At 44.1% G+C, this 12,878-nt stretch carries 10 protein-coding genes and 1 pseudogene; 3 read left to right on the top strand and 8 right to left on the bottom strand.

Annotated elements, in window-relative coordinates:
* Nucleotides 1-263 precede the first annotated feature (263 nt).
* Together rimM and F8R90_RS09300 are read right to left on the bottom strand one after the other, a co-directional pair.
* Nucleotides 264-971, bottom strand: a complete 708-nt coding sequence (gene rimM / locus F8R90_RS09295) for a ribosome maturation factor RimM (protein WP_196510516.1) — start codon at nucleotides 969-971, stop codon at nucleotides 264-266.
* 121 nt (nucleotides 972-1,092) lie between these two features.
* Nucleotides 1,093-2,376, bottom strand: a complete 1,284-nt coding sequence (locus F8R90_RS09300; RefSeq protein WP_196510517.1) for a valine--pyruvate transaminase — start codon at nucleotides 2,374-2,376, stop codon at nucleotides 1,093-1,095.
* Between the two features lie 285 nt (nucleotides 2,377-2,661).
* Here F8R90_RS09300 and F8R90_RS09305 point away from each other — a divergent pair, with 285 nt between their 5' ends.
* Nucleotides 2,662-3,771 carry an S-(hydroxymethyl)glutathione dehydrogenase/class III alcohol dehydrogenase gene (locus F8R90_RS09305; protein ID WP_190892313.1) on the top strand — a complete coding sequence of 370 codons (1,110 nt, stop codon included), beginning with the start codon at nucleotides 2,662-2,664 and terminating at the stop codon, nucleotides 3,769-3,771.
* A gap of 165 nt (nucleotides 3,772-3,936) precedes the next feature.
* Nucleotides 3,937-4,451 (top strand): annotated as a pseudogene (locus F8R90_RS09310) (DUF29 domain-containing protein).
* A 25-nt stretch (nucleotides 4,452-4,476) separates the two neighbouring features.
* Here the strand turns inward: F8R90_RS09310 and F8R90_RS09315 are convergent.
* The 5 genes from F8R90_RS09315 to F8R90_RS09335 all read right to left on the bottom strand — a co-directional run bounded on the left by F8R90_RS09315 (nucleotide 4,477) and on the right by F8R90_RS09335 (nucleotide 10,326).
* Nucleotides 4,477-6,150 (bottom strand): hybrid sensor histidine kinase/response regulator, encoded by a 1,674-nt coding sequence (locus tag F8R90_RS09315; protein ID WP_196510518.1) that lies wholly within the window; start codon nucleotides 6,148-6,150, stop codon nucleotides 4,477-4,479.
* A gap of 251 nt (nucleotides 6,151-6,401) precedes the next feature.
* Nucleotides 6,402-6,542 carry a hypothetical protein gene (locus F8R90_RS09320; protein WP_196510519.1) on the bottom strand — a complete coding sequence of 47 codons (141 nt, stop codon included), beginning with the start codon at nucleotides 6,540-6,542 and terminating at the stop codon, nucleotides 6,402-6,404.
* A 17-nt stretch (nucleotides 6,543-6,559) separates the two neighbouring features.
* Entirely contained in the window at nucleotides 6,560-8,479 is a 1,920-nt protein-coding gene (locus F8R90_RS09325) for a GTPase family protein (RefSeq protein WP_196510520.1), read from the bottom strand.
* Between the two features lie 299 nt (nucleotides 8,480-8,778).
* Nucleotides 8,779-9,786, bottom strand: a complete 1,008-nt coding sequence (locus F8R90_RS09330) for an SPFH domain-containing protein (RefSeq protein WP_196510521.1) — start codon at nucleotides 9,784-9,786, stop codon at nucleotides 8,779-8,781.
* Nucleotides 9,787-9,891: 105 nt separating this feature from the next.
* Nucleotides 9,892-10,326 (bottom strand): NfeD family protein, encoded by a 435-nt coding sequence (locus F8R90_RS09335; protein ID WP_196510522.1) that lies wholly within the window; start codon nucleotides 10,324-10,326, stop codon nucleotides 9,892-9,894.
* Nucleotides 10,327-10,560: 234 nt separating this feature from the next.
* Here F8R90_RS09335 and F8R90_RS09340 point away from each other — a divergent pair, with 234 nt between their 5' ends.
* Nucleotides 10,561-12,558 carry a protein phosphatase 2C domain-containing protein gene (locus F8R90_RS09340; RefSeq protein WP_196510523.1) on the top strand — a complete coding sequence of 666 codons (1,998 nt, stop codon included), beginning with the start codon at nucleotides 10,561-10,563 and terminating at the stop codon, nucleotides 12,556-12,558.
* On the opposite strand, the gene F8R90_RS33805 is transcribed toward F8R90_RS09340, so the two are convergent.
* The coding region (locus F8R90_RS33805) for a hypothetical protein (protein ID WP_196510524.1) at nucleotides 12,489-12,878 on the bottom strand (390 nt) is incomplete at its 5' end. The genes F8R90_RS09340 and F8R90_RS33805 overlap by 70 nt on opposite strands.

Below are 12,878 nucleotides of genomic sequence, written 5' to 3' on the forward strand. Positions count from 1 at the left end.
ATCGCGTCTTTGGATCTAGAATTTTCATCAAAAAACCTTAACCGAACCGTATTGTATTAATACCAATACGCTTGGGTTAAGGGTTATTGGTGTAGGTAATTGGTCTTTGAAGACGCGATAAATCGCGTCTCTACATGAGGGTTTTGTTGCTCATTCTGAACTGTATTGGTATTAATACTGCAAAAGTTACGATTTTTGGTAAAGCTTGAGTCACGTCGCTTTGCTCCGAATTAAAAATTAAAAATTCCCATTCAATTAATGACCTAATTATTAATTTCCAATAACCCAGGCGGCGGCGTGATTTCAATGCGATTAGATTTCAAGTCTACGACTGGTGCGATCGCTTCCACAAATGGAATCAAAACAGTCTTTTGTTTTTTGTCAGTAGCAAATGATTCATGGAACTTTACTTCTAACAAATCATTGCCAGCCGGGATGATATCTACCACCGTACCAACGAGTTCGCCAGATGCTTGCATGAAGACTTCCAAGCCAATCAAATCGAGGACATGATATTCATCTTCGCCTAATTGGGGGCGATCGCTTGCTGGCACCATTAACTTACAACCGCGCAACGCCTCCGCCTGATCGCAATTTTCCACGCCAGCTAATCTGATCACATACAAGTTTTTATTACTGATATAACGCCCTGTCAATAATTCGATTGGTTGTGGTTCTGTGTCACCTGAACGCAACAACCAACGTTTTCCCGGTACTTCAAATCTTTCGGGGAAGTCTGATACAGGATAAACCTTTAATTCTCCAGACAATCCTTGAGGGGAAACAATCGTGCCAATTTCTAGCCAATTGTCGAGATTGGGGGCTGGGGATTGGCGACTGGGAACTACGGGCTGGGGATTGGGGGCTGGAGATTGGACATTTTGAATTTTTGAATTTCCTCCTACTCTCTTGCCCCTCTGCCTCTTTGCCCCTTTGCCTCCAATCTCTTTATTAGCTTCTTCGTGTTTCATTTCCATTTTTCCTACTAGTACAACACGGCGGAAATAAACCACCCATTCCAAATCAATGAAATGCTTACGCTGTATTCATTTTTAGTTTTTAGTTTTTAATTTTTAATTCCGCCTTGCGGTACTAGGCAGTTACTGCCGCACCTTTATAAGCTTCTTGAGCCACTTTGGCTAAACGTTGCATAGCAGTGGCTATCTCTTCATCCGTACCTGTAAGGCTGATGCGGAAGCATTGGTGTTTGTGCGCCCATTCTTCCTCTAAACCGGGGAAGAAGCTACTTCCTGGGACAATAATCACACCTACTTGCTTAAGTTGCTGGTAAAATTCCCAATCACTGATGGGTAAATCCTGTAACCACAACCAAGCAAAAATTGCCCCTTCACCGCGATGGAGGAACCAAGGTAAATCCTTGGGCATCGCTTGTTCTAAGCTGGTTTCTAAAACGGTAAATTTATTTTGGTAAAAGGGACGGATGACAGTATGAGAAATTTCGACTAAAGCACCAGAATTGATTGCAAGAGCTGCGATCGCTTGGCCGTAACGTGAAGAATGGAGACTAATATTTGCTTGGAAACACTCCAACACTTCAATCCACTTTTCATCCCCAATGGCAATACCAACCCTTTCTCCTGGTAATCCCGCTTTTGATAAACTCATGCAGTGGAGGATGTTATCACCAAACACTGGTGTCATTTCGGTAAAGTTCAATGCCGGGAAGGGAGGCGCATAAGCTGAGTCAATTAACACGGGTAGATTGTAAGGCGCAGCTAGGGCAGCAATCTTTCTCACCTCATCCTCAGTGAGGACATTACCAGTGGGATTACAGGGGCGTGAGAAGAGGATACAACCCGTATTTTCTGTAATCGACAGTTGGCTGAAGTCGGGGCGATATTTAAATCGGTGGGCGGCTTCATCAATATCGAGAGTTGGTTTGTAAGCAGTTAAGGCTTTTGGAACTAAGGAGAGGCCGCCGTAACCTGTGTAGTCAGGGCTGAGAGGCAAAACGATTTCTTTTAACTCACCGCTAGGGGTGTAGCCACCGAAGCTATTCACAGCGTAAAAGTAGAGGGTTTGACTGCCGGGGGTAATGAGGATATTGCGATCGCTTAAGTTTAAACCGTAGCGTTTGTTAAAATCATTAGCGATCGCTTCAACTAACGGTGCATAACCCTGACTTGAGCCGTAGCGACAAACTACCTCACCATATTCTGGGCTAGCCAAAAGCTGTGCAGTGCAATCCCGCCATAACTGCTCTACCTCTGGCAAAATCAACGGATTACCAGCACTCAAATTAATAAATTGCTGCCCTGCACCCGCTCGTAATGTTTCGATAATATCCTTCATGATTGCTCTGACGCCAGTCAGGTTGGACATTTGAGCGCCAATTTGAGTTAGGGCAGGGTTCATAAGCTGTGACAAAATGTATTAATCGAGAGGTGGACAAATTATTTGGGGTGTTGCTGCTGACATTCAGTTTACATTGTTGTCAAAACAGCTGTTGCCGCCTTTAACCAATCTAGCTAGAGAATGATATTTTGACAAAGTAATATTTATCGTTATAGCGGCGATTTTCCTTAATAAATACGATGAAGTGATACAAAAGTGTATCATGCGTTCAATATGTTTAAGTGAAAGAATCCCCAGTGCTGAAGTATGGGGATAACGTCAAATAACTATACAGGAGGCCTGATGTTGCAAGTTAAAGCAGCAGTAGCTTACAGCGCAGGTAAGCCATTGACAATTGAAACCGTTCAACTATCGGGGCCACAAGCTGGCGAAGTGTTAGTTGAGGTGAAAGCCAGTGGGGTTTGTCATACCGATGCTTTTACCTTATCTGGCGATGATCCCGAAGGTTTGTTTCCGGCTATTTTAGGACATGAAGGCGCTGGTGTGGTAGTGGAGGTAGGCGCTGGTGTCACCAGCCTCAAACCAGGGGATCATGTGATTCCTCTCTACACTCCCGAATGTCGTCAGTGCGAATATTGTTTGAGTTTCAAAACTAATCTTTGTCAAGCCATTCGCTTAACTCAAGGACGCGGTGTGATGCCCGATGGCACCAGTCGTTTTAGCATCGATGGGCAGATGATTCATCATTATATGGGTACATCAACTTTTGCTAACTATACGGTGCTGCCAGAAATTGCCCTAGCAAAAATTCGGGAAGATGCCCCATTTGATAAGGTTTGTTATATAGGCTGTGGTGTGACTACTGGTGTTGGTGCAGTCATCAATACTGCCAAGGTGGAACCGGGAGCAAATGTTGTGGTTTTCGGCTTGGGTGGTATTGGCTTAAATGTCATCCAAGCGGCGCGGATGGTGGGGGCAAATATGATTGTTGGGGTGGATATTAATCCCAGTAAACGCGCCTTGGCGGAAAAGTTTGGTATGACGCACTTTGTTAATCCCCAGGAAGTAGAGGGGGATTTAGTTCCCTATCTGGTTGATTTAACAAAAGGCGGTGCTGATTACAGTTTTGAATGTATCGGTAATGTCAAAATTATGCGTCAAGCATTAGAATGCTGCCACAAAGGTTGGGGCGTTAGCGTAATTATTGGTGTTGCTGGTGCTGGACAAGAAATTAGTACTCGTCCTTTTCAATTAGTAACTGGGCGCGTTTGGAAAGGTTCGGCATTCGGTGGCGCGAGAGGACGTACAGATGTGCCAAAAATTGTTGATTGGTATATGGAAGGTAAGATAAATATTGATGATTTGATTACCCATGTGATGCCCATTGAGCAAATTAATGATGCCTTTGAATTGATGCACAAAGGTGAATCAATTCGGAGTGTGGTGACTTTCTAATTCGTAATTCGTAATTCGTAATTCGTAATTCGTGATTCGTAACTGATGCTTATGCAGACAGTACTTTTTCAAACAAGGTTTAAATCTCTATCTTAAATGTAATTATGAATTATGAATTTAAAAATTTTGTAGACACTACAAACCTGAAAAACGACAAAGAAGCTGATGCAAAACTTCTATGAAGCAGACTTTTTCAGTTGGACTCAAGAACAGGCTAACCTTCTGCTTCATCATCAATGGAACCAGCTTGATCTGCCCAATTTAATTGAGGAAATCAAATCTTTGGGAAGGAAGGAACGCCAAGAGTTGAGGAATCGTCTTAGTATTCTAATTGGACATTTGCTCGAATGGGAATATCAACCAAATCAACGCAGTCGTAGTTGGTGAGCCAGCGCGTTGCGGGGGTTCCCCCCGTTGTAGCGACTGGCGAACCCGAAGGGTTAGCAACAATTAGAGTACAACGACGGGAAATTATCAAGTTGTTGAGCGAGAATCCTAGTCTGAAGACTTACCTTGAAGAAGCACTCCAGGAATCTTATGAAAATGGTAGGGATTTAGCATCAGGAGAAACAAATCTGCCACTCTCAACTTTTCCCCAGCAATGTTTATATACTTTTGAGGAAATTCTGAGCGATCGCTTTTATCCGGGTGAGGCTGCGACAGGTGATTTAATGGGATAAAAGCGATGTCTACGATGGGCTACGCTTACGCACTCATGAGAAAGTATTGATCAATTTCTGCCGTAAGTTTTTCAAAGTCCACAGGCTTGGTCAAGTGGCATTTAAAACCAGACTTAAGCGCAAGCTCTTTATCCATCTGGCCACTGTAGCCGGTGAGCGCAATCAGAATTGAGCGAGTAAATTTGGAGTCTTTACTCAGTTCTTGTGCAACGGCAAATCCATCCATCTCAGGAAGTCCGATGTCACAAATAATCACTTGAGGCTCAAGCTTCCTTGCAGTCTCTACCCCTAAAATTCCATTTTTGGCAATGGAAACTTCATGCCCAAAATGCTCAAGTACTGCTTTTAATGTTACGGCTGAATCCTCGTTATCTTCGATGACTAAAATCTTCAACGATTTTTTAGCCGCCTCTATAATCTCTTGGTCGTTGTCCAAGGCTGTAATATCTTCGCATACAGGGAGGGTGACTTTGAATTCTGCTCCCAAATTGATCCCTCTACTTGAGGCTTCAACATTACCACCATGAAGTTCGACAAGACTTTTTACTACCGAGAGTCCCAAACCTAGCCCGCCTCTCGAACGATCTAAACTGCGATCGGCTTGGGTAAATGGCTCGAAGAGTTCTGGTAAGATTGTCGGGTCTATTCCTATGCCTGAGTCTCTTACAGATAAGACCGCTACACTACCTGAGCCATGTTCACCGGGAATGAATGAGAGATCCACCCAAATCGTCCCATCTGGCTTGGAAAACTTTAAGGCATTATCAACAAGGTTTCCAAAGACTTGGAAAAAACGGGTCGGGTCAACATAAGCCCACAGAGGCTTGTTTGGTAGGTCTTCTACTACGGTAAGATTCGATTTCTTTATTGCTTGTGCATGATCATTAAGACTCTGGCGAACCAATTCCACCAGATTAAGCTTCTCAAGGTTTAATGAAATCTTCCCGTAGGTGATGGACGATACGTCAAGTAACTCATCGATCAATTTCGAGAGGTGCTTAATCTGGTGTTGCATCATTAAAACTGTTTCTCCGACTGAACCAGTCTCGCCTAGCTTCAACTTGAGAAGCTGAATCCCGTTCGAGATGGGGGCAACGGGATTCCTCAACTCGTGAGCTAGCATCGCAATGAATTTGTCTTTAAGGGCGTTTTGGTTCGTAAGTTTCTGGAAAAGTTGAACATTTGATATTGCAACTGCTGTAGTATCAGTCAAAATCTCAAGCAGTCCGATCTCTTCGGGCGTGGCTCGGTGTTGTGTACTCCAGTACGCTCCGATCGCACCCAGTGGATCAGAAACCCGTATGGGAACCATTACTAGACTCTTGACAAAAGTCACTCTGTAAGCATCAAGAGGAATTCGAGCATCCTGATAAATGTCCTCAATTATGGCTGCTTGTTTATTCAGCATTGCCCAACCGGAGATGCAAGACTTGAGTGGAAAACGCATACCTTTCCAAAGCGGCCCGATGGCGTTCTCATCGACATAGTGGCAACATTCACCATCCCGCAGTACAAAAGTTACTCCATCAGCATTAGTGAGATCGCGGGCTGCCAAATGCACAATCTCAATAATTTCTTCAATAGTTCGCACACAAGCCAAATCTTTCACGACCGCAAGCAGCCTATTGTAAGACGAAATGTTATAGCTCTGATGTGAATTCTGTTCTTGAGAAGTGGAGGTTTGTAATATATTTTTCATAAAAAACTCCGAACAAAAGGGATGTCTCTGTAAAAACTTTGGTAAAGCGGGTAGGTTTTATCAGACACCTACTCTTAATCGTAATCTTAACTTTGATGTTAAGATTACTACCTGTTAACGCATTTTTTGTTAACCTCTGTCTGAGTATAAATATCTTTAATCTTGATAAGCAAATATTCGTAAAATGCTGGAGGGCTAACGCAACTTGTGATTTTAAGATACAGGGGGAACGTAGTTAGCAAACTCGCTATTTAGGCGTAGCAGTTGCGAGAGAATAGAGGATGTGTCACCGATAGCGTAGCGTTAGCAAAGCGGTAGCGATAGCGCAGCGTTAGCGAGGAACGAGCGTCGGAACGAGCGTCCGCAGGAGCGTCACAGCCCGTCTTAGACATCGCTTATCGCAGACAAATTATTTGGTCATTGACAGATAATATTCAAATCGCTCCCGGAGTTGTTCAACTGTCAAATTCTGAGTCCAGTACTCCACTATAGCGTGACCAAATGCCCAGGCGTTGCGATCGGGTGAAGCGGAGTTTTCTAGCAGTAGCGGCCAGAGGGATAGCAATTCAAAGTTGAGCGGGTTAGGGTTAGCTGTATTCAAGAGCGAGAAAAGCTCATATCCCATTTGGAGTTTGCCAATCACAATCGGCAACTGTTCCACGGGAATTTGCTCGGCCAGCACATAGGCTAGGGTTGGAGATCCGGTTGATAGGGTAGAAACAAACTGGAGAACGGGACTTTTAAGCAATGACGTTAGTCCTTGTGTTGTCGCCATTTGAAAGGTGTAGTGGTCGATGATTTTGGCTGCGGCGACGGTGCGGGCTTCTAGGTTACGTAAAAAGCGGGCGAGACGGAGTTGCTTGGTTGGTGCGATCGCATCTACTAATCCCAGTGAAAGCGCCTCCACTCCCCAAGCAACTCGACCCGTTTTGCTGTCACCTGTAACCACGGGTAGAACTAGATTACAGAAGTTTCCCAGCAGTTTGGCGCGATACTCAGTGGCTTCGCGAATGGCAATTTCTTTGGAGCGATCGCCCCATTCCCAATCATAAGGTGGTTGCCATTCGCGGATGGGACGTAGACGATCTACTTGAGTGACGATCGTGATCGCAGGTAAATCTGCAACTTCTGCTTTGATATCTTGCAGAAAGTCCACATCCATTTGCAGCGCAGGATCGAGGGCAGGGGTGACTAACAGCAGCAAATCTGCATTGATGGCATAATCAAGTACCAAGTTTCGGAGATCGGCACGGTTAACTTGTTCATAACCAGGTGTGTCCCAAAGCGTGAGGGATTCTCCGCTTTGAGTCTGCCATTGATAATTTTGAATGCGATCGGTACTGGGTAAAACATCAACGGCTGCTAAATCTGCCTGAAATAGTGTGTTAATCAGGCTACTTTTTCCTGACCCCGTGCGCCCTACCAGTAGAATATTCACAGGCTTTTGCTCAACCGCCTCGGCTGGTTGAGCTTGAGTCAATATTTCTCGGAGTGTTTGAGTTTTTGCCTTGGGTAAAGTTGGTGTGGAAACAACGGTTGCTGAAACTGGTAATGTGCTACGTCCGTAGAGTGCGATCGCCTGCCTACATAAGTTTCTCAGGGCAGCTTCTCGGAATAACTGGCTCAAATTCCCCAATAATTGCTGAGTTGCTTGGTTACTAGAACCCTGAGTAGCTTGTTTTGCCACCGCCGCCACCGGATTTAAGACCCACTGTGCCCAGTTCCAAACACGCCAGAATTTCCGAGCCGATGGCTCCAACTTCCGGTAGACTTCATATCCTTGGTATGCTTGTCCAATCGTTACCTGATTGAGGACAGGCGATAACTTTTGCATCCACTGATCCATATCATCCACCGTTCCCCGAATCAGCCCGTAAGCTTGGGGGACGTAAATATTCAGCAGGGGATATTGAATCTGAGGATTATAGATATGAGCGATCGCTACCACTAAATCTTGGCATCGCGTCCAAAAAGTTTGCCAGTCTTCCCAAATCGGGCGATCGCTTTGTGCAGCTTGCAGAATCTCTTGGAGTGCGGCTTCTGCAAGCTTTGTGGTGTCACTTCCCACTGGTGGCGCTACTGTATTCTCTGCTGTCGATTCCAGTTCTTCTTGGACTTGGGCTAATACAGCTTCCACTTGGTTAACAGCTGGTTGAGTCCATTTGACCAATAGCCAACGCCAACCAACGAATAAAAGGGTGAATACACCCCAAATCCAATTAATACCCCATGCATGAATTTGCGTACCGGCGGATACCAGTAAAAAAATGATAATAAACGCGATCGGGATTGCTAAAACGACCCACTGCCACGGTTTTAATCGCACCATTGCCCCATACCTGCTTTGAAATGTTGGGAAATTCGAGTTTTTGCAAAAATTACTCTTTTGACGCTCCCCGCATTCCGCTACGACCTGAAGGTATTTTCTAATATTTTAATATTAGTCATTAATCATTGGAAAAAGACGAAGAGACAAGGAAGAAGCTTGTCTCCTTGTCCCTACTCCCCAGTACCTACCGTGTACACACAAGTCACCAGTTTTATCTCAATACCCTTGGGATAAGCCAGAAAGCCCTCATGTAGAGACGCGATTTATCTCATGTAGAGACGCGATTTATCGCGTCTCTCCTAAATAGAGCGGTTATTTTCTAATCCTGGTATGTGTTTAGGAAACAACTCGTTAGAGTCAAGCTGACCATTTGAGATAACGGAGCGCATACCCTCAAAAGCAGCAGGGATAGTGCGCGGATCTATAAATAAGACCTTACTGCTATCGCTTCTACCAATTGTCGCGCCCATATCCAGATAGCCCAAGGCGAACAGAACTTCTACTGCTTTATTAGCATTGGGATTCGTCTGGAGCTTTTGTGCAATAATTTCTGATGACTCTGCGATCGCCTGCGCTTTCAAAACTTGCTGCTGACGTTCCGCTTGAGCTTTCAAAACGATCGCCTTTTGTTCAGCTTCCGCTTGCAAAACTGTTGATTTTTGCCGAGCTTCGGCATCCAATATTTGCGCCTCTGCTTTACCTCTAGCACTATTTACAGCAGCTTCGCGTTCACCCTCAGAATTTAAAATTGCTGCCCGTTTGCGTCGTTCTGCTGACATTTGCAATTCCATTGATTCTCGCACCGCTTGAGATGGAACAATATCTCGCAGTTCTACCCGCGTCACTTTCACACCCCAAGGATCTGTAGCAATATCCAAATCTCTTAACAGAAGTTCATTGATTTGGGAACGAGCAGTAAAGGTTTCATCCAACTCTAGTTGTCCCATCTCGGAGCGAATTTGAGTCAGCACCATATTCACCATTGCCGACTGGAGATTTTCTACCTTATACCAGGCTTTTTCCATATCCACAATGCGCCAATAAAACACTGCATCTACCTCAATACCAACGTTGTCGCGGGTGATGCATTTTTGGGGAGGAATATCTAAGACTTTTTCCCGGATAGTTTCTCTGTAAACGATTTTATCTAAAAAAGGAATTAAAAAATTCATTCCTGGTTCCAGCTTTTTGTTATAGCTACCCAATCTTTCCACCAAAGCTTCATTACCCTGATTGATGACTTTTACAGACCCCGCTACAGCAGAACCACCAAGGGCTAAAAAGACTAGTAAAAAGAACTGTTCCATTATAAATCTCCTGATTTTTTAAGTATCAAATGTAACTCAAAAGTAAAGGAAGTGGGGGAGGGGAAAAAAACTAATGACCAATGACCAATGACCAATAACAAATGACTAAGAACTCAATAAATTTTCTGGTATCACAATCAAAGTAGTACCTTCTCTCCTCACCACATAAACTCTTTGATGGGGTGCTACGGTAAATTTGTCATCGTCGCATCGTGCTTGCCAGGAATTTCCCTCATACAGCACCCGCCCTGTTTTCCCAGGTGGGATTTCTGTTAAAGTTTCGGCTATAACTGCATCCTGAATTTTCGACTGGCGTCGTCGTGGTTGCAAAAACCGACGAGAAAGCACAATTAGTAATGTGGAAAGTAATAACCAAATTAAAACTTGCAACCATACATTTCCCAAACCCACTCCAGACAGCAGCGCCACCAGCAAAGCGCTAATTCCCATCATGAAGGCGACAAACGCCGATGGTAAAAACAGTTCTGTTAAACACAGAACTGCTCCTGCCAGAAGCCAGATTAAGGTAAAACTTGGCATAGCGCCATCCTAAACTCTACATTGACGTAAATGCATTTCTACGATTAGATACAGCCAGACGTAAGTTATTTACAGAAAACAAAACTTGGTCTTTTTACCAATAATTTTGATTAATTTCAGTAACAAGGTGTAGCTAGCGGTACACAAATCCAGTCTATTCTAGCCTTCAAGTCTTTGCCAGCTAAAGTTAATCGAAGTTCATGAGTTGATTGGTTTCTTATAATTTATACTTTTATGATTTCTACTCAACTGATAATTTATTGTATAAATCCCCGCTGTAAGAGTCCCATTAATCCTATGGGAGATAGTGTTTGTGCCAGTTGCCAAACTCCTTTGGTTCACCGCTATCTTTGGGCTACTGGCTCATCGTCTGCTCAAATTACACCAGGCACAACGGTAGCAGACAGGTATGAGGTAATTAGTCCCCAGATTTGGCTGGATACTCAACCGGCATTGCCGCCAGATGTACCTGAAGAATTGCCAACGGAAGTAATTCCTTATCTACGGTTATATCAAGAGCGGTTGCATTTGCCCCAGGCTTATGGGTTTGCTAGTAATCTTGAGGAAGATCCAACCGATATCCTCTTGTTGGAAAATGTGCCAATAGATAAGACAGGAAATATCTATCCAACTATTGTTGAGGCATGGGAGCAAGCAACGGCGGTCCGACAAGTTTATTGGCTGTGGCAAATTCTTCAACTTTGGACACCTCTATCAGAATTGGGACTTAGCCGCAGTTTACTAGTAGTAGAGAATTTGAGAGTCCAAGGTTGGTGTGTGCGGCTGTTAGAACTCTACCAAACACCAGCAGATGAGAAGCTGAGTTTACAAAATCTAGGGGAGTGTTGGCAATTTTGGGTAGCGTCTGCAAAGGCATCCGTAGCCAAAGGCTTACAAAACATAGTCCAGCAGATGTGTGAAACTGAGATTGAGTTAGAGGCTATTAATATTCAACTCAATAATTTACTACTAGCATCTGCGGCAGAATTGCCATTAGTCCCGAAGGTGGCAGGCTCTACAGATGTTGGCCCATTGATGGCGCAAAATGAAGATGCTTGCTATCCCAATGCTTTGAGTGATTTAGATGAACCTTTATTGCGCCACTTGTCGATTGTTTGCGATGGTATTGGTGGACATGAAGGCGGTGAAGTTGCCAGTCAATTGGCAGTGCAGTCTGTAAAGTTGCAAATTCGCGTTTTACTAAGGGAGGTTACAGAACAAACTGTACTTGTACCACCAGAGTTGTTGCAGGAACAATTAGAAGCAAGCTTGCGGGTAGTAAATAATGTGATTTGTGCCCGCAATAATGAACAAAAACGCCAAGGCAAAGAACGCATGGCTACAACTATTGTCATGGCGTTGCAAGTTCCCCAACGAGTGCAGACAAGTACTGGCTGGCAATCAAATAATACCCATGAGCTTTATTTGGCTAATGTTGGCGATAGCCGTGCCTATTGGATTACTCGCAATTATTGCCAGCTACTGACAGTAGATGATGATGTAGCAATGCGGGAAGTCCGCTTTGCGAAAAGCTTGTATCGAAAGGCACTCTTCAGACCAGATGCTAGTGCTTTAACTCAAGCATTGGGCACAAGAGATTCAGAATCTGTGCGTCTCAAGGTTCAGCGATTTATTGTGGAAGAAGATGGCATCTTGCTACTGTGTTCTGATGGTTTAAGTGATAATAACTGGGTGGAACAATCTTGGCAAGATTATGCAATACCCGTGTTAGCAGGGCAATTGACAGTTGAAGATGCTGTTTGCAACTGGATTAACTTAGCAAACGAAAAAAATGGGCGTGATAATACATCGGTTGTTCTCACTTATTACCGTGTCTCCCCAGAATACGTAGTACCTGTGACTCCGGCGTTGCCAGAAGAGATTATAGAAGCAGAAATACAAGAGGAAGAAGAGGAACTAGAGGAAGAAGAGGAACAAGAGGAACAAGAAGAATTAATTTCCTTTACAGAAAATTCGCAAACTTTGCCAGATTTGGATCTAGAGTTGGATATGGCAGAGGAACCAATTCTCAGCCCAGAAATTCCACCAACCTTAATTACAAAACCTAATCGGGAGAAACGTTTAGTAATGCTGGGGGGAGTGTTGGCGTTGCTTGTTGGAGGTACAAGTCTAGGATTATTTGCTTGGTGGCAAATTAATCCTCAAGGATTCCAGCAGATGTGTCGGCAACTTCCCCAAAAAGTGCAGCAAGTGTGTCCGCCTGTAAAGTAAAGAATAGAGACTGGGGAATCAATTATACCGAAATGTCGTGATGTTGATGATGAACATCGCGATGTTGGTGATGAACATCGTGATGTTGGTGATGAACATCGTGATGTTGGTGATGAACATCGTGATGTTGGTGATGAATGTCGTGATGTTGGTGATGAATGTCGTGATGTTGGTGATGAATGTCGTGATGTTGGTGATGAATGTCGTGATGTTGGTGATGAATGTCGTGATGTTGGTGATGAATGTCGTGATGTTGGTGATGAATGTCGTGATGTTGGTGATGAATGTCGTGATGTTGGTGATGAATGTCGTGATGTTGG

Origin of the sequence: Nostoc sp. NZL, from assembly GCF_015714705.1 — a bacterium.
Lineage (GTDB): Bacteria > Cyanobacteriota > Cyanobacteriia > Cyanobacteriales > Nostocaceae > Nostoc > Nostoc foliaceum_A.